Genomic DNA, 21134 nt, shown 5'->3' on the forward strand with positions numbered 1-21134 from the left:
CTATATGGATCCAAGGGAGTAAATAGGGAGGGTTAAAAATGATTATAAATGATGCAGTTTTTGGTGAGATTGAGTATACATATGGATGGGTTAAGGACATTAACGTTGAATTTTGTGGAAAAGAAGTTGAAATAGCATTGATAGTAAAAGGTGAAGAAGACGGTAAGTTTGATGAAGGACAATATACTGCTTATAATTCATTATTGCAAAATTGGGAACAATTGCAGCAAAGTTTTTTACAAGCGATTTTAGACTATTACAAGCAAGAGCGTCAACAATTAGGATATGATATTGGATTTAATGAAAATTATCCGCATATCGAAACAATTGATCAATTACTTAAGAGGATCACTTTAGTTGGAATTGTAGTCCCATATGGAGATATTCATGAAGAACGAGATATTGGGATAACTTTCGATTGTACGTGGGATACAGAGAATGGATTAGGAATACATTTACTAAATGAAAAAGTAATTGAAGTGGGGTATCAAGACGTTGCTATTTGAATTTTAATCTAAGGAGTGAAAAAGTAATATGAAAGAATTTGAGGAAAGGTTTAGTGAATTGCAAGCTGATATGATATCTATATGTATGGAATATGTTGAAGATAGGGCGGATAAAGTGTACGTTTATGCTTCGCGTGAGGAAGGCATTATTTCGGGAAGTTTCTTTTATTGCATTAACAATAAATATGTAGAATGTCATAAAGTAAATGATGCATTGGAAGATGGAGACGGAAGATATGATGTGTCTATCAAAAGACAGTCTATAGTATTGCGCAGTATATGTGAAGATATTGAGAAAATTGAAGAATTATGCAAAGGGTGTGAGCGTGACATGCCAACTGAGATGAAATTAATATATGATGTTCATAGTGGCAAGTTTAAAGCTCAATATAAGTATGATTTAGTATATACGAATGATGAAGTTAAAACAGCTAGCCATATTGCTGATGAGTGGTTTGAGGAAGTGAAAAATAATAACCTTTAAAAGGGGTACAGTAATAGTTATATCTTAGTGAAATAGATAATGAGTGGGAGTAGAAAATGGAGAAATCAGTATTAGAAAAAATAGAATTAGTTAAGGATATTTTAGGTAATGATCCATTTTGTTTGCTTATTGGTGAAATTATAGAGGTAGAAAAAACGGATGAAAAATTAGAAGAAGGCCCTTTGAAAGATTATAATTTTGTTATAAAAAAATATGAAATGTTGAACGGTGGAGTAATTACTATATATGGTCATCTAAAACGCGAAAGTATTCAATTTTATACGGAGGACATGCCAGGTGGTGCTGATAAGTGGATTTGTATAGGGAAAATTGAAAGATATCCATTGTTTATTAATAAGGTGAATGGAGAAGTTTCTTGTTTGTATGGAGATTTAATTAATCAAAATTTTATTATTGAGTCATATGGTGATTTTAATAATTTCTTACAACATTATTATGTAGGAAAAAGATATTGTGAATTAGGTAATAAGTTTGTTCAATTTGGAGGAATTAGTGAAACCGTAGGAAGCAAAGAGGATGATTGGTATCAGTTATTAGAAAGTAATGGTTTATTATGATAGATTAATTGAACGTATTATGAACATAATGATGTGAAAATATGTGGAAAATTATAATAAGGATGTTATAAAAAGGTGGAGAAGTCAATGGATGTTAATGAGGGAATATCAACTTTATATAAAATGCGTTTTCTAGAGAATGAAGGGGATGATATTGAAGTTTTTGAGAGTATTCTCAATGAATTAGCGAATAAAGGGACAAATGATATAATTCCTGATCTTTGTATAATTTTTGATGATGATATTGCTGAGCTATCAGTGGGTGACTACCTTATTGAAACGATTTTTTATATTGCTGAACATTCCGGGCGAGAGGAAGGGCTATACAAATTAGCTATTAGTATTCCTAAAATGTTACCTCACGCAGAATTCTGGGCGGAAAGAATTCATCGGACACTTTTACATTCAAAAGGTTTAGTCGTATCGTATATGAATGTTTTAGAAAATATAAATAATTCAACAAAGCAAATAATTAAAGGGATTCTTCTTGAGATAAGAGAGGACGACCCAGATTTATATTTAGAAAAAGTAAATTCAATCTTAGAGAAATTGTGATAAGGGGATACTATGAAAAAGAACACATATTCAGTATCATTTGACTTTAATCGAGAGAATACTTGTAAATAAAATAGAATGCAGCCTTTTTTCTAGTATAAGGGGGGATAGTTTGTGGGAAAAGATGAAATTGCAAACTTATTAGACAGTATGTTAGATAAAGAATTAGAGGATTTAGATTCTCCTTCAGATAATGATTGGAGGGAACTGGAGACAAAATTCGGATGTCAATTTCCTAAAGAATTTAAATGCTTTATTGAACTAATGTCTGAATATGTATTTCCAGGAGATATTTTAAATGTTTCTAGTGGTAGAACGAATGGAAATGATACTATTGAATTTATTTATAATTATGAAATGAAAGAAGGTTTTTGGAAAAAAGAACTAATCCCTTTTTATAGTATAGGTAATGGGGATTACTTTTGCCTTCATTCAAAAGAGGGGCAGAGAACGGGAGTTTACTTTTATTTTCATGAAGAACATGGTGTAACTAAGGAAGCGGATGATTTTGACGAATGGTTAAATCAATTACCAACCTATTTGAATTAATAGCAAAAGATAGATTTGTAAAGAGGTTATTTAATAAATTTATATAAAATAACTCTAAAGTTTGCGTGTAAGAATATGAAAATTTAGCTGAATTTGAATCTGCAAATAGCCTTGATATACTCCGTTAAAATATCAATCTAGATAAATAAAATGGTTAAAACTAGCTAGGGGAGCTTCGGAAAATATTTAACGGAGATGCCTAAAGCTTTACCAAAAATGGTTGAGAGTGCAAAAGAGTGGGCAATGCTACTAAACATAAGAATTTTAAATAATGATTTATATAGAAGTGAGTATGCTAAAGTACTTGTAGGAATGAATCATGATATACAACTAACGATAATTAATTTACTTAATGAAATTATTGCTGATAACCCTAAAAGATTTGAGAAGACTGCCAATGAGGTTCTTAGTCAATTACAAGGAGTTCATAAAAATAAATAAGAATTGTAGAACTACTGTATTATAGATAAAACTAAGAATACCCTAGCGAAGAGCTAGGGTGTTTGTGTTATATAGTTTCACCATATGCTTCCGAATTAGGAGCAGGAGTAATCAACGAACCTTTTGTAGCGTTTCCTATAATAGAATGAAAGTGTTTAACGTTTAAATATTGGAAGAAAAACAATTAAGCTTTTATTTTATTTAAAATGGATACTCTATTAGTAGTGAATAATAAATAATTTTGTTTTACTGTCTTAATTAAAATACGATCAGTTGTACCATATGCTGTTCCAATTCGGATTGTGCTTTTTTCTTCAACACCAGCATATGTATTATCTTCCGTTACCTCAGTGATTTCACATAATGGAATATGAATTTTAGAGAATTGCCATGAAATAATTAGTTCATCTTTTGTTTTTTCAACATGAATACCTAACATATTACCAGAACCTTTCTATAATAAAATTTTACTCTTTTTATTTTATTATACAAATTTATAGATTCTATTTCTATTTTTTTACAGAAGGGATACAACTAACAACGAGAAAAATGTTCATAATTACTTTCATTCCTATTATAACGAATTCTACAATAGAAAATAGAACGTATATTTGGTATAATCAAAATATACTATATGAAACGATGTACATGAGTTTGGGATTTATGAAAAAAGATAACATAATAATACATACGCTATAGGATTCAGTTCATGTTATACAAATCAATCGTTAGAAAGGAAAAGAAGTATGAATCAAATTTCATTCGAAGATTTATTTGAAGAAGAAAACAAACGAGAAAAGGTGGAGGTAGCTGAGATTCCCGTACCTTTATCGCCCCTACAAAAGGATATTTTAGAATTAATTAATTCTGAAGAAATAAGTGCACTTGAGTTATGCGAACAATTAATACGAGCTGGTAAAATATCAGATGAAAGATTCACAACGAATAAGCCTAAAGCATATGGGCAAGTATGCTTACTATTAGAAGGGTTTGTTAAAGAAGAAAAGCTTATTTTTGTCAAAAGTGATGAGAAAAGAGATAGAGTATATAAATTGAAAGACGAAGATTCTAACGAATAAAATGTATAAAGTATGGTAATGAAATAAGGAAGTCCTCATATTTGTGTTGAAAGATTATTTTCACATAAGCGTGGGGATTTTTTTGAGGGAGGATGTATGAAAGATTGGGAGTATAATGAATTATTTCATGCAATTCGGGAGGCGTACGAAGAGTTATTAGATGAAGAGAGAGGGTATCGATATGCTATAGCAAAACTAGCGGATGAATTTGATAATTTAGGAAAGTTTGAAGATGTTATCGTTGATACTGCCATAGGAGAAATAGCAGTCGATCATCATATGGTCTTTGTTGGGCGTATTAAAGGTATAACAAAGAGGCTAAGTATGTTTAATCTTCAAGAGGCAGAAGGTGAATTGACAGTAGAGGAAATAAAAGATTTATCGATAAGAATAAATAATGTAATAGAAGGGTTAAAAAATGTAAAGAGTGATTATAAATCTTCGGTTGAATAATTCATGTTTCTGCAAATGTAAGAGACATAGCTATAGCTAAACAAGAGAATAGAAATCGCTGCATACATAAAACGTAAGATGGATGAGAGATAATAAAGGTTGGAAAAAGAATAAGACTAAAATAAAGAAATTAATAGTCATATGGTTATCAAAAATAAAAAAATTATCTTATAGATAGTTAAATGGTTATTACTATATTACAAATAACCAACTTTTGGTTTATTTTTTATAGGAAAACAAAAGAGTAATCGTAAAGACTACTCTTGGATTTTTTTCTTTTCTTCCTTTTCAATTTCGGATACGGATTTTTCAGGGGCTTTTATAAGTTTTCCTAATTCCGCGGAACAGTCAAATTTATCTTCGAAATTTTCTGTAGTACTAATACGAGCTACAAAATCTAATTGTTGGTTATTATTTATATACCCTTTTAATCTAGGAATTCCCATAGGACTAGTTTCACGTTCTGTAAACGTAATAGATTTTACGTCCTGAATATTATAACGAATATACTTTTCTACACGTGCTTCTTGTACTTTCCAAAACTTTTCTTCTATTTCTTTATCTTTTAAGTATTCCAAAGAAAAAAATCCTCCTGCTATGAGCACCAAAGCAGATACAATCAAAATAACTACTTTCTTCATTAGAAATTCCCCTTATAAAAAACTTACCATTACATTCTTCTTAAAATGGGATAGGGAAGACAAGAGTAGTGCAGAGACTATTCTTATTTCTTTTCCTTCTCTTCCCTTTCAATTTGGGATATTGATTTTTCAGGTTTTTTAACATAGTTATCATATAGTTCTCCAGAACATCCAAAATCATCTTCAAAATTCTCTGTCGTACTAATATGAGCTACAAACCATAAATTTTCATCTTTATTTATATACCCTTTTAATTTAGGAACACCCATTGGACTTACATCTTGTTTTGTAAATGTAATAGATTTTACATTTTTAACATTATAATGAATATACTTTGTTACTCTTGCCTCTTGTGCTTTCCAAAAAATTTCTTTTTTTTCTTTCTGTTTTAAGTATTCCATTGTAAAATACCCTCCTGCTATAATACAAATAATGGATAAAATAATTACCAATTTTTTCTTCATAAAAAATCCCCTTATATTTAAATATAGTTAAAATATACCATGAAATGAGTTGAAACATATGAGTGAATTTAAAAAGAATCCAATTGCGACAGATGAAGATTATTTTAAACTATCAGACCATGTTTATGAAGACAGTTATTTACACAAAGGAGCAAAAATAAAAGGAAGTAACGGAAAAGAATGGAGAGTTATAGAATCAATTGATGCAGATTGTCAAAAAGTAAAAAATGGATTAGAAGCTATCGCAGTAGTACCAGCAGACAAATATGATGAAAATGCAACACATTATGATGAGATAATCCTAGCATTTCGTGGAACAGAGCCTACGCAATTAGCAGATTTCGAAACAGATATCGATCAAATTACGTTTGGAATTAAAACACATTCTAAAGTAATTACTCCAAGTAATAGTCAAACAATAAAACCGGATTCTGCAACATCATTTGATACTGGATTAAAATGGGCAAAAAATGACATCGTAGCAAAATATACCCCTTATTCTCTTCATACTACTGGACATAGTAAAGGTGGTGCAGAAGCGGACCTTATCGCTGCAGAATTAGATTGTTATGCAACTACATGGGCTGCACCAAATCCTTATCGTTTGCTAAGTCCTGAAGCAAAAAAACGAGTAGATAGAGGGGAAATGGAAAACAAAGCTACGGATTATACACATGAGAATGATCCAATTGGTAACCATACTCAATTCGGTGCGCCTCTAATTGGTAAGCAATTTACAGTGAGACAGAACGATACAAAAGAAGATTTTTTTACACGTTTAACTATGGAAGGACACGGCAGAGATACATTTAGAGGAACATTTCATTCAAATGGAAGTCCCCTATTAAAATTAGAGCCTGAAGATATTATAAGACAAGCACAAAAAATTCAATTGCTCAGTAATCGATTATCAGATATCGCAAAAAATATAGAAGAGTTTCAAAGAAGAGAAGCTGAAGCGGTTAAAAAGTTGAAGAGTCAATTAAAATATGAAACAGGGCCAGGTGGGAAATATCATCTATTAGAAGCATACGAAATAGATGAAGCCATCTCACGAATTGCCAAAACGAAAGAAGGTGGAAATGACTATTTTCACGATGTACACATAGCAGAAGAATTAATTCATCTTTTAAGAAAAGAACAAAAAAGTTTAAGTAGATTTGGGGATGAAATTAGTGATGCAGCAAATTCACTTAGGGATAAAGATAATCAATTAGCGGGGAATTTTCAGTTTAGATAAGGAGATAATTATATGATGGATTTTATGGGGGAAATTAAAAAGATAGAAAAGCAAATCGAAAGTGTTACAGGAGATTTAGCGAATCAGGTTGTTGAGGAGTTACAAGCTGCTAAAAAACAGATTGAAAGAGAAATGCAACGTATGATGTTAAAAACAGAAGTAGGGTTTAAATCAATAGATATTATAAAAGAAGATACATATGCTCTTCAAAAAAACATAGGGGCATTTCATGAATTACAAACAAGTCTAAGAGATATAGCAGCAGAATTAGAGAAAAGTTTTGAAAGTAAAACTGGCAGTAAAATCAATGAAGAATTAAAGAAATATGAAAAACAAATTAACAACAACATTTTTAATGAGCATGTTCACTTGGCAAACAGTTGCGGAAAAAAATAAGGGAAATAGAAAAAAAGTCCTCTTAATATAGGACTCTTTTTTTGTTATTCCTGAAAGTAAACTTTTAAATTACCTTAAACATTGAGTTCACACCAAATCTTCTGATACTCTCAAAATATAAAATAAAAGTATACATTCGAAGTATTATAAAAAAAGAAGTTGAATCCCTCATAAGAAAAGATGAGTATCTCCTCACTATCGAGATACTCATCCAAAGAAAACATAAATTAACTATTAGTATTTAGCTCTTTACTGTATTTCTTTATAAAAAACGCCATTATTAACGTAATAATTCCTATACCTAAACCAAGTAATTGATCTAACGAAATTACATCACGAAAAATCCAACGTATAATAAATCCCACACTAAATACTAATACAAGTAAAAAACCAAAATATTTTAGTCCCCCATATACGTCTCCCATACCCAAACCCCTCTTAATTTTATAATTAATTCATCCATAAATATAAAATATTATTATTGATTTTGTTTTTCTCTTTCACCTACAACCCAAGCTACTAATAAAATTGAGCTAGTTGCTAACAATGCTGTAAAAACTCCCATTAAACATTTCTCCTTTTTACAAACATAATTAACCATATTATACCATAGTGATAATACTTACAAAGACTTAGTTACCATAACATCACTTATCGGGATTCAATGTATCTAGAAAAAACCCCTTCAGTTTACTTGCTGAAGGGGTTTCGTATTTACATAATTATCGTTATTGGAATCAAAATAAGCTTACACATCCAAACTATTGATAATAGCTAATATTTGATGATCTGTCCATTCGCCATTAATCCTTATATTTTCTTTCGCTATACCTTCTTTTTTAAACCCCACTTTTTCTAATACACGAATAGATGCTATATTATCAAGCATCGCTCCTGCTTCAATTCTATGTAGCTTTAATTCCCTAAAAGCAAAATCTACAACAAGTTGAAGAGCCTCTGTTGTATAGCCCTTTGCATTATGCTCCTTATCTAAAGTAAATCCCATATAACAGCTTTGGAGGTCTCCCCTAACAATTTGAGTTAATGAAATGTCTCCGATAAGCTTATCATTTTCTCTTAAAAAGATTCCAAAAGGGTATACTTGCCCTTCAGCTGTCTTTTTTAGAGCTTGTTCAAGACGTATTTTTTGATGTTCTTCTGTATAAAAAACTTCTGGGAGAAATGGACAAACTCGTTGAAAAAATTCGCGATTTCTAATATGTAAGTTAGCTAACTCGTTAGCATCAGCAGTTTTGTAAAGCCGAATATAAATGTGCTTCCCTACTAGTTTCATAACATCCCTCCAACATTTTTATATGTCTAATGAGGCAAAAGTATACCGTATACTTTATACAGTTGGCTATTGTCAGGAATCATTTTGCACGAAAGAAAAGACACTCTATATGAGTGTCTTTTCCAATAGTTTTTAGCAGAAGCAAGAAGCTCCAACGATGATTAATAAAATGAATAACACAACTAATAAAGCAAAGCCTCCAGAAAAGCCACAACCGCCACAACTACCACCGTAACCCATAATAGTTCCTCCTTTAGATAAGAGGGGAAAACTAAGGTTCACTCATGTATTTTAATGGATTCGTTTCATCTTATGTTTTTCCGTATTGATTGAGCAGGTCCTTTCGAAAACTATTCACATATTAACTATATTTTTAAAAATAAATAATTTAACTATATCAATAGATAGATAAATTAATATAATGTATTAATCCTAAAAGAAGGGAGGAATAGCCATGCAATTAGTTTGTTTTAAAATAGTAAGTGGTCAATATTTCTTATTTGTAGAAGGTATTCAAATTCCTGTACCAATTCCAGCAGTTGCTGCAGCTTTATTAATTGGTTTAGGAGTAATTCCACTTTGTTCTTAATGTAAGGAATTCGGATCATTCCTATCTTTCCATTGGAAAAGCCTCAAGTATATGAATACTTGAGGCTTTCTTTATATCAGAGAAAAAACACCTTACAGCGCTTGAAGATCTCCTGATTTAATTAATGCGGCCGTTACATCATCACCGAAAGTATTGAGACAAAATACTTGCTCGTCTACCTTATCCATCACTGTAGCTTCACCTATCACGCCACCTTGAAGTTTAATAAAATAGTTATGTTCTTCTACAATTTTACTAAAATCTCTATTTGCCCATCTTTCAGTAATTGCTAATAGCTCTTCTTTGTTCTTGAAATTGTTTCCGTTTAGAATATTTCTTACTTTCTCTGCATTCTTTTTGGACATAGGGGTTGCTCCCTTTCCTTCACACGCTTTTACTTTTTGATAAGTCATGCTATGCATAGCTGAAATAACTTCTTCTTCAGTAGAAGTTACTGTAATGTGAAGTTGTGCATTTGAACCTTTCACTTCTGCTTCATTCGATAGTATGTCTTCTTTATTAACCTCTGCAAAAACATGGTCCTCACTCTTAAGCGGGACTTCAGCAAACTGCAATATTCCATAAGTCATACCAGTTGCAAGTACTACTCCCCCTATAATAGATGCTAGCCAATACTTTAGCTTCTTATCCATCTTCACTTCCCCCGTCTTCGTTTACATACATTAACTAAAGAATACCATATTTAATTCCTTTTTATTGAAGAGTCTCTAATTTCTACTATTTTAAAATATTCTCATCGTCTAATGTAATACGATATAATCATTTTATAATACAAAAAAAACCATATTCTCATTCCCTATTTTTTTGGAGGTGATTGTCTTGAATAAAAACATCAATCTACTTCTTCAAATAATAATTGGAATTATAATTATGATCGCACCTATTCTCATAACAGGATCTATATACGATGTCACTAAATCATTTGGTGAACTATTAGTGGCAGAACTTATTATAAGAACACTTTCTCTCATTATTGGACTTTTAGTTATTAGTACGGCTTTGCATCGTTATTCTCAATAATTATTCATGTTCAAAAAATACAAATATTTTACATACCAATTCTTATGTATTAAGACATCAAAAACAAGTGTTACGAAAAAAATATAAAAAAGACATCTTTTTTAGGGAAAGATGTCTTCTTTATATAAACCTTAATGTTCGTTCTGTAAAACCCTCGCTGCCTTTACTCCCTTTTTCTCTTCTTTTAAAAATAACGATATGATAAACGCAACAATTATAAAGACTAGCCCAAGTGTAAATGCACCTTGGAATCCTGACGTTAAACCGTTTAACTTCTCTACTGGATCCAGTGGATTTGCGGAGCTTTCCATATAGCTAGTTGTTCCTGAAGACATTTTCGATATGAATATAGCTGTACCAATTGCGCCAGATACTTGTTGCAGTGTACTAAACAATGCTGTTCCGTGCGGATATAAATCTGGTGTTAATTGATTTAAACCGTATGTTTGTGCTGTCATGACAAACATAAGTCCAACCATTAATACGCTATGCATAATAATAATTTGTAACATTGATGTATCAGGAGTAATGCCTTTAAATAAGAACATTGCAATCCCTACTAACACAATGCCGGGAACGATAATAACTTTCGGACTAAATTTATCAAATAGTTTACCTGCAATCGGTCCCATTATAGCGCTAATAATACTTCCCGGAAGCATGATAATTCCTGATTTAAAAGCTGTAACGAGTAAAACAGTTTGCAGAAACATCGGTAATAAAGTCATCGTTGAAAATAATGACATCATCACAATGACGATTAATCCAACTGATAATGTAAACATCGGGACTTTAAATGCGCGTAATTCTAAAATTGGATTCTCAATTTTTAATTGTCGGACGACAAAAATACATAATGAGATAAATCCAACAAGTAAAGCGCCATACACTTTCGTATCAGACCATCCTAAATCACCTGATGCACTAAAGCTATACACAAGTCCGCCAAATCCGAGTGTCGATAAAAGGATTGATAGGTAATCTACTTTTGGTCTTGTTAACTCTGAAACATTTTGAATGTACTTCATCCCAATCATAATGGAAATGATCACGATCGGAATAACAATGTAGAATAACCAGCGCCAATTTAGTGAGTCTACGATTACTCCGGATAATGTAGGACCAATTGCTGGAGCTGCCATCATTACAAGTGCGATTAATCCCATTGTTGCACCACGTTTTTCAGGCGGACAAATAATTAAAATCGTATTCATTAATAACGGTGTAATTAATCCCGTCGCTACAGCTTGGACGATACGGCCGACTAATAAAACGGAAAATGTCGGCGCAAATCCCGCAATTAATGTACCAGCTAAAAACGTTACCATAGCGATTAAAAACATTTGCCTCGTTGTGAGCCATTGTTGAAGTAACGCTGTAATTGGGACTAAAACACCAACTACTAACATGTAAGCTGTAGAAAGCCATTGAATCGTTGAAGCTGTTACGTCAAATTCTTTCATTAATACCGTTAACGCATTACCAAGTAATGTTTCATTTAATAATGCAACCATTGCCCCTAAAAGTAACGCAATTAAAATGGGGGTATGTTTCAAATTAGAAGTATCAACTTTGCCACTTGCAGGGCTCTTAGTTGTCATATTCATTTACAGATTCTCCTCCTGTTTCTTACTTAAAAAACTTTAAATATACCTAAACACATGTAATATAATATACATATGTAGATTAAAAAGGGAGAATCAATTTTCAGCCACTGTATATTTAATCTACAAAAAAGGAGAAGTGTAGATGAACGATAATGAAAAACAAATTGATTTACGTATTAGACGTACACATAAATTACTATGGGATTCCTTATTTGAATTAATGACGCAATCAAAACAGAAATATAGTACGATCACGATTAACCAAATATGTGACCGCGCAATGGTACACCGAACAACCTTTTATAAACACTTCGAAGATAAAGATGCTTTATTAGCATTTGGATTTAAACGATATAGCAAGATGATTGCTGAAATACCAGTTTCAGATCGATTAAGTAAACCATTTCAAGTAATGGAACAATTCCTACACCATGAAGAAATCGGTAAAATATTAGAAACGCAAATGTCTGATGAACAATTCATTAACCGGACACAGTATTTAAGTCACGAAACGAGAAAACAAGAAATAGAAGCGTTACATCAACTGCGCAAAAATCATACGATGCCAAATGATTTAATCATTGAATTTTATTCAGGGGCAATCACCTCATTAAGCGCATGGTGGTTTAAAAATGAAAGAAAAGTTTCTGCTGCTGAAATGGATAGGTATCTTCACCAACTTATTAACCAGGATATTTTTCAGTTTGAAAAAGAATAAGACTACACCTTTTCAATCATGGAATCAAATTGACCATAAAGTAGGAGTATGATATATTTTCGGTAGAATATTATATAAGTGTGACAGCGAATAAATTGGCATATAATAAAAAGAAGAGATGCGCTAACATCTCTTCCCTAACTGCTACCGTATAGGGTGGTGGTTATTATACGTTACTATTTTTTACGAAACCCACCCTTTTGCTTCCTACGGCGCGGAGTGGGTTTTTTGTTGTCCTTACCCAGAAGTTGCTTCCGCAAAAAATACGCTGAAACTTCACGTACAGTCGCTTTTACAAATTCTTTTACAAGGTCAAACAAAAACTCCATATTATCACCCCCTTTCCTTCCAAATGGAAAGAAGGGATAACCACCCACCCTCACAATATGCAGTTACATATATTTTATCAAATGATTGTAAAGATATTATGTAAACAAAACAAATGAAATTTTATATAGAAAATATGAGTTTATATTATTTTCATTCTCTTCAATTAGATTTTCTTTTTAGATGCTATCTTCAAATAAGGTAGCATCTAAAAAACGTTAAAAAGAATTTTCTCCCTAGTGTCTTCTTATATTTTATGTAATCTGCGTATTTAACCTTTTCTACGTTCTTTAATTACTTACTGAATATAGTCATACAGATTTTTCGCTAACAATAAACAAGTTACTGTAATGAAAAGAGCACGAACATACCCGCTTCCTTTTTTTATAGCAAATCTGGAGCCGGCGATTCCTCCAGCAATTTGAGCAACTCCCATTATAAAACCATACACATAGTTTACTTGCCCTACATACATAAACATCAACAATGCACCAACGTTACTTCCTAAATTAAGAAACTTCGCAGTACCTGCTGCTTTTAAAAAATCATACCCAATAAATAAAAGAGAAAACATTAAAAATGAACCTGTACCAGGACCTAGAAATCCATCATAAAAACCAATAGCAAAAATAAAAAAGGTAAAAATAATGACGTGTCGACCAGACAATTTTTTATGAGTGGAAATACTTCCCCAATCCTTCTTGAATATCGTATAAATAGCGACCACACCAAGCATGATCAGCATTAATGGCTTCAGTACTTCTGGGTTCATTAAATGAACGGTCCATGCCCCTATTATGGAACCTATGAAAGTGATTGGAAATAATTTAAACGCCGATTTCAAATCAAGATTACCAGAACGATAAAACACAATATTACTAGTTGCACTCCCCATTGTCGATGCTAATTTATTCGTGGCTACTGCACTTGCTGGATTCAATCCTGTAAATAATAAAGCTGGTAAAGCAATGAGTCCACCACCACCTACAACTGAATCAATAAATGCAGCTACAAATCCAAAAACAATCAAAATCATTAATACAGATGGGTCTAAATAAAAATCCATACGAGTAGCCTCCCCTTTAGTCACTATTGTAATAGTAACTATCAATTTGCTAAATGTAAAGAGTTATTGTAACGTTGAAATATAAAGTGAAACTTTAATCAGTGGGGGGGTTTGTTCATCCCCCACTGATTATTAGTTGAACCAATCGGGCTTTTACGGGCAGTTGATCCCCACCTAACTTCTTTGCTTCCGCTGAATTTTGAGGTGGGAGTCTTACTACCCGTTAAAGCGGGATAAAAGCAAACATCGGAGGACGAAAAAAGTGGACTACATAGTGCAACAGCTTAAAAAAATTGGTTTCAATGAATATGAAGCTAAATCTTATGTATCTCTTGTTAAACAAGGGCCTGTCACAGCCTACCAAGTGAGTAAGGATTCGGGTGTCCCAAGAGCGCGAATTTATGAGATTTTAGGTAACCTTGTAGAAAAAGGAATTGTCATGAAGGAAGAAATAAATGACACCACTCGCTATTCACCTCTACCTGTTGAAATCTTTTTACAGAAGGCGCAAACAGAATGGCAGTCTACTTACGAAGGAATAAGTGATTCATTAAAAAAACTAGAAACTTCCGAGGAAAAAACGGATAATCGAGTGATTACTTTAAAAGACAATCAAACAATCATTAGCTATTGTCAGGCATTAATAAAAAAAGCAGAACGACGTATTGTCATTTCAATGTGGGATGAGATGTATGAAGCATTAAAAGAAGATCTATCTGAAGTAGCTGATAAAGTTTCAATACAAGGTATTACCCTGCATGTTGAAAATCCCATTAAAAATCTAGAAGCCCATCGCATAACACCTTATACAGAAACCTTGTCTACAGAACATTGGTTTATTGTATCGATAGATTCTAAAGAGATGATTTATGGACCATCACTTGAAGAGCGTAATATTGCTTTTTATACAGATGACCCCGTTCATATATACTTATTAGAGGATTATGTATGGCATGATGTTTTAGTAAATCGACTTGTCCGACGTAGCCAAGATGACTTGCAGCAATGGATTACTGCAGAGAGAAGATCTTTCTTTATGGGGAAATGAGGAACATATTCAAGAGCAAACCAAAAGATTTGCGTATTAAACCTAACAACTTCTCCGTACAAAAATAGCCGACTATTATATAGTAAACAGTCGGCTATTTTTATATAAATTTATACAAACGCTGCCATTCCCCCGGCGATTAATGAGATAAACGCTTCTCCCACTCTTTCACCTTTTCAATTGTTACATCTAATTTTTTAGCTATTTCTTCTACACTCATTCCTTTAAAGAGCATTCCAGCTGCCGAAAGTGCTTTATCAATTTCTTCTTGCTTCTCTTGTTCATATAAACGACCTACTTTTGTCATCCGTAACCACTCCTTTACCTTTTTATATGCTTTCTTCTATTTTATCATCCAATCTCCACAAACCGACCAAACTCCTTCAAAAACCTCAGCTTAAAACTCCCCACAGGCCCATTCCGGTGCTTTGCCACATGAATCTCCGTCATCTCTTTCTGCTTCGTTTCCTTATCGTAATAATCTTCGCGATACATAAGCATAATGACATCCGCATCTTGCTCAATTTGGCCCGTCTCTCTTAAATCTGATAAAAGCGGACGCTTATCTTGCCGCGACTCTACAGAACGAGATAACTGTGATAACGCTACTACACAAACATTTAACTCACGTGCTAATAACTTAAGCTTACGAGAAATCTCACTAATTTCTTGAAATCGATTGCCCTTATGCTTCGGATCGCCCGTAATAAGCTGCAAGTAATCTACAATAATTAAAATCTTTTTATCACCGTGCTTCCTCTTTAACTTACGAGTTTGCATCCAAATATCTTGTACCGTAGCGCCTGCATTGTCGTAAATCTCAAATGGCAACTCACCAATCTCCGCAAACGCCTTACTTACCTTCTCCCAATCTTCCATCGCAAAACGATGCTTCGGATTTTTCAGCCTACCTCCTGACACTTCACCTACGCAAGATGCCATCCTTTTTAACAATTGCTTACTACTCATCTCTAACGAAAACAATCCAACCGCCGCTCCAGACTTCGCCGCATGCAATCCAACATTAAGCGCAAACGCAGTCTTCCCCATAGAAGGGCGCGCACCAAGAACGACAAAATCACCTTCCTGCAATCCGCACGTCATTTTATTTAACGATGTATAACCAGTCTCAATACCAGTAATCTCCTTCACATCTTGATGAAGCTCTTCATATAAATCAACTAGCGCATCCTTCAAATCAAACTCACATACAGAGTCTTTCTCCTCTAACTCACAAAGTGCCGTAATCGTCTGACCGATAACTTTCTCACTCTTCTCCGCAATAAGACGCTCTCCCATCTTGTGCCCGAGAACACCAGCCTGATACATTTTCCATGCACCTCGAACAAGCCCCTCATAATAAGAAAAATTGCTAGTAGTAGGCACACCATCCATTAACCCTATAAAATACTCCATTCCCCCGATCCCCTCTAAAAATTTCGGATCTACCCGAGAAATGAACGTCACAAGATCAATCGGTTGCCCATCTTCTTCCATTGTTCGCATTAACTGAAATATAGACTTATGCACTGACAGAGAAAAATACTGCTCCGTCAAACGGCACTCCTTAATAAGCTCTCCATCAATTAATAGAGAACCTAACACCGTCTTTTCCGCCTCCACATTTTGAATACTCATGGACGCCACCCGCGCTCCGCTAAAAAGCGCTGCAACTCTTCCTCAGACGGCGCATTCTTCTCCCACTCCTCACACCTCGCCAAAAACTCCTCCGTCTCCCCCGTACTAACAGACGACTCCTTATTCCTAAACTTAGCTGTATCCGCCTCAACCTCACACACTTTCGTAAATCCTTTCCCGTGCCAGCCTCTCAAAATTCCCTTCACATAAGCAACCGTCCGCTTATTATTCTCAAACGCAATTTGAAGAGCCTTCAGCACAAGCTCCTCTGACAAATCTTCCATCCACGCACTCAATTCCTCTACAGTATGAGGTGACAAACTACCGAAATGCTGCTCATAAAAAGAAAACACGCGACTTCCCGTTTCTTCCTCTACAACCTCTTCTTCCTCTGTCTCCTCACAAATCGGCTCAACATCATCCACAGTCAAATCATCAGGCATACCGAAATGCGCTAAAAGCATCGGAACATTCAGCTCCTCCTCTACGCACTTCTGAAGAAACATATGTATAAACTCCTTATTCTTCACACCCTTAAGCTCACGAAGCACACACTTCTCCACATTCGTATTCGTCACAGGATTATAACGAAGCCAATTCAAAACGAATAACTCCCGAGTATCCGCATCATAAAGAATCTTCCCATAATCAACAAAACGCTGCACAAGCTTATCAACAGTCTCCCGATTATAACCCGTCTCCATCTCAGCTAACCGCTTCGGAAAAGGAAAAATCCCGCACTGCGTCGTCTTCGAACAAGTCAATAAATACACATAAAAATACCGCTCCTCCGGCGTCAAATCCAAAACAAAATCATCCTGCCAAAAATTCACCTGCACATTACGATACACCGCCATCCTAATTCCTCCCGTCCTCATTCAAAAATGAAAATTCCTCTTTGTACTATATATAGGAAGGAGGGCTGGGTTTTTGGCGTGTTATTTCAAATTTTTTTTCGACTACTACTACGGTGTTTGTTGGTGTTTTTGTTTTGTTGTGTTTTTTCTTAGTGATTTATTACTTGGTAGGGGCTTGTAAGGGGCTTAGGAGGGGTTAGTTGTCGGTTACTTGGATTAGGAAGACTCTCAGCATAGACAAAGATAACTATTCTAATACCTTTCACTTTATCTTACTTTTAATTTTTCTCAACATCTCAACTTCATATAACTTGTATATTTGTTACAAAATGTATTATGAGGTATATTTAATAGTATGAGGACTTAACTTGGAAATCCCATTGAATCCTCATAACATAAACATTTAAATAATGTACATAATTTGGGAGGGGAATTAAGTGCAAACTAAGATAGTGTATACAAATGAACCAAACAAGAAATTAAAAGAAGAAGGAAAAAAATTCAAAGTTTGGACCGCTCAAAGTAAAGATCATGACGATTATAAACTTCGAGTACACGAAAGTAACATAGTACAGGAAGAAAACAGTTTATTTGTTAAAGAAGGTGCAGAAGTTATAGGTATATAAAATTTAGCATATCAATTAGCAGGCCACTTGCAAGTCATTTACAGTAACGGAATATTACTCTAAAAATTCATAACAAATAGCCACTAATAAATATTGAATTTTGTTCACTTAGTGGCTTCTTAAAAACTATATGACTTTTGTTTAATACCATCGATTTATTCAATGATCTTCGTCTACTTTGCAAAGTACTTCATAATAATAGCTGTTCAACTTTATTCACCTTTATCATTCAAAGATTCTTTTTTCTGTGGGCCATGATAAGCAATGTAATCATCCACAATACTCTTTATCAACCTATCCATTGCAATAAATACGGTCAAAAAAAGAAATACGAAATAATCGTTAAATTGATTAGGAGTATCTATTCCCATCAAAATTTTAAAATCATTATAGCCTTTTCCAAGCGCTATCATCATTAATAAAAAGTAACTAAGGATTCTTCTCATATTTTGTGAGACTAAATCACGATCAGTAAAGTATATAAAAGTTATTAAGGAAATGGGTAATATAATGATCACTATATAGTAAATTTGATATGGCATATGTTTAAAATTGACTGCCCCAACAAACAAAACACATATTATTGTGATATGAATCATTAAACTAAGTGTAGTTTTCCCAAATAAGATGTCTAATCTATTTATCAAATAATTATCTTTATTAATTTTTGCTACCATTTTTTTAATAATACTATTAAAAGTACCTATTTCTTTTTCTACGTCCAATTTAATCCGACTAACTATTACAACAAATACTGGATAAGCACATACTACACTTAAAATTGACCATTGCATTTTTTCTATATCCGCCCCAATAATAACCTGGAAAGCAAAATAGCTTAGGAACATTGTCGCAATGATAACCAACCCTTCAAACACAATCAAAACATTTTTAATTGTTTGTTTTGACTTCCTCATTAATCTTTTTGCGCCTTTTTCCCCAATTTTCTCTAAAAACGGGAAGATCACTTTATTGATAAGAAAATAAGATATCGCCCCTCCTAATACAATTAAAAATAAATAAATCAAAAACAATTTTATATCCTGCATAACCCTACTCTCCTTTTCTTAATATAATTATTGTTATATCTCCATATTAACAATCTTTCCGGTAATTATAACGTCACATAATTACAAAATTTCTTATATATGAATTTTTTTGTATACCAAAACTCCAATCACCTAAAAATCTTACTGAGTGATTGGAGTTCCATAAAATCTATTATTATCATATGCATAAACTTCCTTAAATATATTTCGTTTTACTTTTCGTATAACTCTAACAATTTTCTCTCTTCTTTAATCATGTTATCTCTTAAGCTATCAGTTTTTATTAGCTCCACAGCCGCTCCCATACCAAAATCCATTTCTTTATCGATTCTTTCCCACTCATTGTTGCATGAAAACGAATACTACCATCCGAATTATGTTCTATAATTTGATCGTCTCCCCAAATGGATTCTGGTACGGATATAGCAAACGGCAGATGTATAAGTAATTCTACCTCTAGTAGCTCGGTCATAATACCGATCTTTTAATAGTAATTATTAGAAATTCTTTTTGATTATCCTACACCTATCTATAAATTTTCCTAATAGCACTTTCACAAAAGAAATTTATTATTAGCAAACTAACCTTTATATCCATAAGCATATAATCTAATATTTATCTCTAGACATTATTCCTAAGAATAATCTATCAAAGAATTTTATTTCTTTAATCCAACAACCTCTCCATTTAAAATTTCTATCTTAATAGATACATATGGATTACTAATTGAATTTAAGGAATTTAAGTTATCTTTTCTCTCTTTATAATCTCCACTTAATTTCCTGGTTAATCTATTCCTTATTTCATTTTCATTTTTTGAAGTGAAAAATTTAATTTTAAAATCAGCTATGAATTTTTTTATTTCTTTTTGAAAATCATTATGAGCCTCAATGAAACTTCTATATAATTCCTCTAAGGATTCCCTAGTATTTTTTTCTATAGCAATATCCAGACCATGTAACTGTCTATATTTAAAAAGTAATATTGCATTTTGTAAGCTTACCTCTATAACCTCTTCTTGATTTTTAAAATCGCGAGATAAACTCTCAATTTTTTCATACTCCTCCTTATAACTTATCCAAACGCTCTTTTTAATACGATCTATCCCATCCTTCATTGACTTTAAATTTTCCAACAAAATTTCTATATCGTCTATTGTTTGATGATATCTTCTTTCTAACTCTATTTTATTAGAGTCGGTCCAACTATAGCTGTTATATAAAGGATAAAGATTATCCTTTATATAACGAGATGTCCCTTTTGCTCTACCTACATATTCATTTTTCATCATACCTATGACTTCATCAACTTTTTTATTCAATACACTAAGTTCCTGTTTAATTTCCTGTAAATGTTCTTGAGATACAATAACAGTAGCAACACCAATAGCTAAATTCTTTAATTGTCCAGGCTTAAATTTCATTTTTTTCAACTCTGCTTGCGCGACTATTTTTCCTGTCCCATCAACTGCCATACCTCTCTTAAATCCTGCATTCCTCACTGAATCCATTAAATGAATAGTACCTTTCTTAAATTCCATTTTTATTTCGTCAGTAAATACAAGCTCATATATTTCTTTCCCTCTCCCCATATTCCTGAAAACCTCAGTTTTACTCATGTTCATCATAGAAACAATTGAATCTTTTAACTCCTCATTTAATGGAATCTCTTTACCTTGATACTCATTATCCATCTTAATAAACTGCCAGGGTATCGGATTTTCTTTATATATTCGCATGTCTTTTTCCTCAATTACTACGTCTTTAGCTGCAGCAATTGGTATATTCGTTCGATCTATGTCTTTTAATTTTTCTTTACGGTAATAATACAAAGCATAAGACGAGGAAAAAATTAATATCACTAGCATTATTCCAACTAACCAACTCAA

General features: G+C 32.9%; 29 protein-coding genes and 2 pseudogenes. 15 read left to right on the plus strand and 16 right to left on the minus strand.

All coding sequences use genetic code 11. The annotated features are described in order from the left end of the window. The first annotated feature begins 38 nt into the window (after window positions 1–38). From F3I02_RS30360 to F3I02_RS30385, 6 genes and pseudogenes are all read left to right on the plus strand, one after another. Entirely contained in the window at window positions 39–506 is a 468-nt protein-coding gene (locus tag F3I02_RS30360; RefSeq protein ID WP_196478715.1) for a DUF2004 domain-containing protein, read from the plus strand. 28 nt (window positions 507–534) lie between these two features. Then, window positions 535–990 carry an immunity protein YezG family protein gene (locus tag F3I02_RS30365; protein ID WP_196478716.1) on the plus strand — a complete coding sequence of 152 codons (456 nt, stop codon included), beginning with the start codon at window positions 535–537 and terminating at the stop codon, window positions 988–990. A gap of 56 nt (window positions 991–1046) precedes the next feature. Then, entirely contained in the window at window positions 1047–1568 is a 522-nt protein-coding gene (locus F3I02_RS30370; RefSeq protein ID WP_196478717.1) for a hypothetical protein, read from the plus strand. An 87-nt stretch (window positions 1569–1655) separates the two neighbouring features. Further along, window positions 1656–2123: an Imm30 family immunity protein gene (locus F3I02_RS30375; RefSeq protein WP_196478718.1), complete on the plus strand. Its 468-nt coding sequence runs from the start codon at window positions 1656–1658 to the stop codon at window positions 2121–2123. A 114-nt stretch (window positions 2124–2237) separates the two neighbouring features. Then, window positions 2238–2672 (plus strand): SMI1/KNR4 family protein, encoded by a 435-nt coding sequence (locus F3I02_RS30380; RefSeq protein ID WP_196478719.1) that lies wholly within the window; start codon window positions 2238–2240, stop codon window positions 2670–2672. Between the two features lie 177 nt (window positions 2673–2849). Further along, a pseudogene (locus F3I02_RS30385) lies at window positions 2850–3113 on the plus strand (Imm30 family immunity protein); the annotation flags it as partial. A gap of 184 nt (window positions 3114–3297) precedes the next feature. On the opposite strand, the gene F3I02_RS30390 reads toward F3I02_RS30385, so the two are convergent. Further along, complete coding sequence (locus F3I02_RS30390) at window positions 3298–3552, minus strand: SunI/YnzG family protein (protein WP_000900621.1); 255 nt, start codon at window positions 3550–3552, stop codon at window positions 3298–3300. A 307-nt stretch (window positions 3553–3859) separates the two neighbouring features. Between F3I02_RS30390 and F3I02_RS30395 the strand changes: the two genes are divergently transcribed. Then, on the plus strand, window positions 3860–4192 hold the full coding sequence (locus F3I02_RS30395; protein WP_016087139.1) for a DUF3895 domain-containing protein: 333 nt from the start codon (window positions 3860–3862) through the stop codon (window positions 4190–4192). A 96-nt stretch (window positions 4193–4288) separates the two neighbouring features. Next, entirely contained in the window at window positions 4289–4645 is a 357-nt protein-coding gene (locus F3I02_RS30400; protein ID WP_098347185.1) for an Imm3 family immunity protein, read from the plus strand. Window positions 4646–4902: 257 nt separating this feature from the next. On the opposite strand, the gene F3I02_RS30405 is transcribed toward F3I02_RS30400, so the two are convergent. Both F3I02_RS30405 and F3I02_RS30410 read right to left on the minus strand, forming a co-directional pair. Next, a complete protein-coding gene (locus tag F3I02_RS30405; protein WP_098347186.1) occupies window positions 4903–5286 on the minus strand; it encodes a DUF1433 domain-containing protein in 384 nt (127 codons plus the stop codon). Between the two features lie 83 nt (window positions 5287–5369). After that, window positions 5370–5750, minus strand: coding sequence for a DUF1433 domain-containing protein (locus tag F3I02_RS30410; RefSeq protein ID WP_088070371.1), 381 nt, complete (start codon window positions 5748–5750; stop codon window positions 5370–5372). A gap of 58 nt (window positions 5751–5808) precedes the next feature. On the opposite strand from F3I02_RS30410, the gene F3I02_RS30415 reads away from it, so the two are divergent. Beyond that, window positions 5809–6990, plus strand: coding sequence for a lipase family protein (locus F3I02_RS30415; protein WP_016118270.1), 1182 nt, complete (start codon window positions 5809–5811; stop codon window positions 6988–6990). Between the two features lie 12 nt (window positions 6991–7002). Continuing rightward, entirely contained in the window at window positions 7003–7386 is a 384-nt protein-coding gene (locus tag F3I02_RS30420; RefSeq protein ID WP_000968641.1) for a hypothetical protein, read from the plus strand. Between the two features lie 227 nt (window positions 7387–7613). Here the strand turns inward: F3I02_RS30420 and F3I02_RS30425 are convergent, their stop codons facing one another. From F3I02_RS30425 to F3I02_RS30435, 3 genes are all read right to left on the minus strand, one after another. Beyond that, entirely contained in the window at window positions 7614–7811 is a 198-nt protein-coding gene (locus F3I02_RS30425) for a hypothetical protein (RefSeq protein WP_000503141.1), read from the minus strand. 323 nt (window positions 7812–8134) lie between these two features. Beyond that, window positions 8135–8680, minus strand: coding sequence for a GNAT family N-acetyltransferase (locus tag F3I02_RS30430; RefSeq protein ID WP_196478720.1), 546 nt, complete (start codon window positions 8678–8680; stop codon window positions 8135–8137). 132 nt (window positions 8681–8812) lie between these two features. Beyond that, the gene (locus F3I02_RS30435) at window positions 8813–8920 is read right to left on the minus strand and encodes a YjcZ family sporulation protein (RefSeq protein WP_000540375.1); all 108 of its coding nucleotides are present in this window, start codon (window positions 8918–8920) and stop codon (window positions 8813–8815) included. Window positions 8921–9134: 214 nt separating this feature from the next. Here F3I02_RS30435 and F3I02_RS34550 point away from each other — a divergent pair, with 214 nt between their 5' ends. After that, window positions 9135–9269, plus strand: a complete 135-nt coding sequence (locus F3I02_RS34550; RefSeq protein WP_001177693.1) for a hypothetical protein — start codon at window positions 9135–9137, stop codon at window positions 9267–9269. Window positions 9270–9361: 92 nt separating this feature from the next. On the opposite strand, the gene F3I02_RS30440 is transcribed toward F3I02_RS34550, so the two are convergent. Then, entirely contained in the window at window positions 9362–9922 is a 561-nt protein-coding gene (locus tag F3I02_RS30440; RefSeq protein WP_196478721.1) for a PRK06770 family protein, read from the minus strand. Between the two features lie 187 nt (window positions 9923–10109). Between F3I02_RS30440 and F3I02_RS30445 the strand changes: the two genes are divergently transcribed. Beyond that, on the plus strand, window positions 10110–10310 hold the full coding sequence (locus F3I02_RS30445) for a hypothetical protein (protein WP_001038824.1): 201 nt from the start codon (window positions 10110–10112) through the stop codon (window positions 10308–10310). Between the two features lie 131 nt (window positions 10311–10441). Here F3I02_RS30445 and F3I02_RS30450 read toward each other — a convergent pair whose 3' ends face one another. Beyond that, window positions 10442–11917, minus strand: coding sequence for an MDR family MFS transporter (locus tag F3I02_RS30450; protein WP_136999596.1), 1476 nt, complete (start codon window positions 11915–11917; stop codon window positions 10442–10444). 142 nt (window positions 11918–12059) lie between these two features. Between F3I02_RS30450 and F3I02_RS30455 the strand changes: the two genes are divergently transcribed. Beyond that, on the plus strand, window positions 12060–12635 hold the full coding sequence (locus F3I02_RS30455) for a TetR/AcrR family transcriptional regulator (protein WP_136999598.1): 576 nt from the start codon (window positions 12060–12062) through the stop codon (window positions 12633–12635). Window positions 12636–12811: 176 nt separating this feature from the next. Here F3I02_RS30455 and F3I02_RS30460 read toward each other — a convergent pair whose 3' ends face one another. Next, window positions 12812–12964, minus strand: a complete 153-nt coding sequence (locus tag F3I02_RS30460) for a hypothetical protein (protein ID WP_000394757.1) — start codon at window positions 12962–12964, stop codon at window positions 12812–12814. A gap of 296 nt (window positions 12965–13260) precedes the next feature. Further along, on the minus strand, window positions 13261–14028 hold the full coding sequence (locus F3I02_RS30465) for a TSUP family transporter (RefSeq protein ID WP_000348439.1): 768 nt from the start codon (window positions 14026–14028) through the stop codon (window positions 13261–13263). A 262-nt stretch (window positions 14029–14290) separates the two neighbouring features. Here F3I02_RS30465 and F3I02_RS30470 point away from each other — a divergent pair, with 262 nt between their 5' ends. Next, window positions 14291–15076, plus strand: coding sequence for a TrmB family transcriptional regulator (locus F3I02_RS30470; protein WP_016513681.1), 786 nt, complete (start codon window positions 14291–14293; stop codon window positions 15074–15076). A 139-nt stretch (window positions 15077–15215) separates the two neighbouring features. On the opposite strand, the gene F3I02_RS30475 is transcribed toward F3I02_RS30470, so the two are convergent. Genes F3I02_RS30475 through F3I02_RS30485 form a run of 3 tightly spaced genes read right to left on the minus strand, consistent with a single transcriptional unit; the run spans window position 15216 to window position 17571 of the window. Then, window positions 15216–15383, minus strand: a complete 168-nt coding sequence (locus F3I02_RS30475) for a hypothetical protein (protein ID WP_000169783.1) — start codon at window positions 15381–15383, stop codon at window positions 15216–15218. A 44-nt stretch (window positions 15384–15427) separates the two neighbouring features. Then, window positions 15428–16714 carry a replicative DNA helicase gene (gene dnaB / locus F3I02_RS30480; RefSeq protein ID WP_196478722.1) on the minus strand — a complete coding sequence of 429 codons (1287 nt, stop codon included), beginning with the start codon at window positions 16712–16714 and terminating at the stop codon, window positions 15428–15430. Continuing rightward, the gene (locus tag F3I02_RS30485) at window positions 16711–17571 is read right to left on the minus strand and encodes a DnaD domain-containing protein (protein WP_044306443.1); all 861 of its coding nucleotides are present in this window, start codon (window positions 17569–17571) and stop codon (window positions 16711–16713) included. Before F3I02_RS30485 ends, dnaB begins: the two co-directional genes overlap by 4 nt. Before the next feature lie 437 nt (window positions 17572–18008). Between F3I02_RS30485 and F3I02_RS30490 the strand changes: the two genes are divergently transcribed. Continuing rightward, complete coding sequence (locus F3I02_RS30490) at window positions 18009–18197, plus strand: hypothetical protein (RefSeq protein ID WP_196478723.1); 189 nt, start codon at window positions 18009–18011, stop codon at window positions 18195–18197. A 212-nt stretch (window positions 18198–18409) separates the two neighbouring features. Here the strand turns inward: F3I02_RS30490 and F3I02_RS30495 are convergent, their stop codons facing one another. The 3 genes and pseudogenes from F3I02_RS30495 to F3I02_RS30505 all read right to left on the minus strand — a co-directional run bounded on the left by F3I02_RS30495 (window position 18410) and on the right by F3I02_RS30505 (window position 21134). Then, on the minus strand, window positions 18410–19246 hold the full coding sequence (locus F3I02_RS30495) for a hypothetical protein (protein ID WP_230876907.1): 837 nt from the start codon (window positions 19244–19246) through the stop codon (window positions 18410–18412). Window positions 19247–19458: 212 nt separating this feature from the next. Further along, window positions 19459–19730 (minus strand): annotated as a pseudogene (locus F3I02_RS30500) (WYL domain-containing protein); the annotation flags it as partial. A gap of 174 nt (window positions 19731–19904) precedes the next feature. After that, the gene (locus F3I02_RS30505; RefSeq protein WP_196478725.1) at window positions 19905–21134 is read right to left on the minus strand and encodes a hypothetical protein; all 1230 of its coding nucleotides are present in this window, start codon (window positions 21132–21134) and stop codon (window positions 19905–19907) included.

This window comes from Bacillus sp. SRB3LM (assembly GCF_015712745.1).
Lineage (GTDB): Bacteria > Bacillota > Bacilli > Bacillales > Bacillaceae_G > Bacillus_A > Bacillus_A thuringiensis_K.

Coding starts and splice junctions, on each gene's coding strand:
- F3I02_RS30360 (WP_196478715.1), top strand. CDS start 39: ATGATTATAAATGATGCAGTTTTTGGTGAGATTGAGTATACATATGGA.
- F3I02_RS30365 (WP_196478716.1), top strand. CDS start 535: ATGAAAGAATTTGAGGAAAGGTTTAGTGAATTGCAAGCTGATATGATA.
- F3I02_RS30370 (WP_196478717.1), top strand. CDS start 1,047: ATGGAGAAATCAGTATTAGAAAAAATAGAATTAGTTAAGGATATTTTA.
- F3I02_RS30375 (WP_196478718.1), top strand. CDS start 1,656: ATGGATGTTAATGAGGGAATATCAACTTTATATAAAATGCGTTTTCTA.
- F3I02_RS30390 (WP_000900621.1), bottom strand. CDS start 3,552: ATGTTAGGTATTCATGTTGAAAAAACAAAAGATGAACTAATTATTTCA.
- F3I02_RS30395 (WP_016087139.1), top strand. CDS start 3,860: ATGAATCAAATTTCATTCGAAGATTTATTTGAAGAAGAAAACAAACGA.
- F3I02_RS30400 (WP_098347185.1), top strand. CDS start 4,289: ATGAAAGATTGGGAGTATAATGAATTATTTCATGCAATTCGGGAGGCG.
- F3I02_RS30405 (WP_098347186.1), bottom strand. CDS start 5,286: ATGAAGAAAGTAGTTATTTTGATTGTATCTGCTTTGGTGCTCATAGCA.
- F3I02_RS30410 (WP_088070371.1), bottom strand. CDS start 5,750: ATGAAGAAAAAATTGGTAATTATTTTATCCATTATTTGTATTATAGCA.
- F3I02_RS30415 (WP_016118270.1), top strand. CDS start 5,809: ATGAGTGAATTTAAAAAGAATCCAATTGCGACAGATGAAGATTATTTT.
- F3I02_RS30420 (WP_000968641.1), top strand. CDS start 7,003: ATGATGGATTTTATGGGGGAAATTAAAAAGATAGAAAAGCAAATCGAA.
- F3I02_RS30425 (WP_000503141.1), bottom strand. CDS start 7,811: ATGGGAGACGTATATGGGGGACTAAAATATTTTGGTTTTTTACTTGTA.
- F3I02_RS30430 (WP_196478720.1), bottom strand. CDS start 8,680: ATGAAACTAGTAGGGAAGCACATTTATATTCGGCTTTACAAAACTGCT.
- F3I02_RS30435 (WP_000540375.1), bottom strand. CDS start 8,920: ATGGGTTACGGTGGTAGTTGTGGCGGTTGTGGCTTTTCTGGAGGCTTT.
- F3I02_RS34550 (WP_001177693.1), top strand. CDS start 9,135: ATGCAATTAGTTTGTTTTAAAATAGTAAGTGGTCAATATTTCTTATTT.
- F3I02_RS30440 (WP_196478721.1), bottom strand. CDS start 9,922: ATGGATAAGAAGCTAAAGTATTGGCTAGCATCTATTATAGGGGGAGTA.
- F3I02_RS30450 (WP_136999596.1), bottom strand. CDS start 11,917: ATGAATATGACAACTAAGAGCCCTGCAAGTGGCAAAGTTGATACTTCT.
- F3I02_RS30455 (WP_136999598.1), top strand. CDS start 12,060: ATGAACGATAATGAAAAACAAATTGATTTACGTATTAGACGTACACAT.
- F3I02_RS30460 (WP_000394757.1), bottom strand. CDS start 12,964: ATGGAGTTTTTGTTTGACCTTGTAAAAGAATTTGTAAAAGCGACTGTA.
- F3I02_RS30465 (WP_000348439.1), bottom strand. CDS start 14,028: ATGGATTTTTATTTAGACCCATCTGTATTAATGATTTTGATTGTTTTT.
- F3I02_RS30475 (WP_000169783.1), bottom strand. CDS start 15,383: ATGACAAAAGTAGGTCGTTTATATGAACAAGAGAAGCAAGAAGAAATT.
- dnaB (WP_196478722.1), bottom strand. CDS start 16,714: ATGAGTATTCAAAATGTGGAGGCGGAAAAGACGGTGTTAGGTTCTCTA.
- F3I02_RS30485 (WP_044306443.1), bottom strand. CDS start 17,571: ATGGCGGTGTATCGTAATGTGCAGGTGAATTTTTGGCAGGATGATTTT.
- F3I02_RS30495 (WP_230876907.1), bottom strand. CDS start 19,246: ATGCAGGATATAAAATTGTTTTTGATTTATTTATTTTTAATTGTATTA.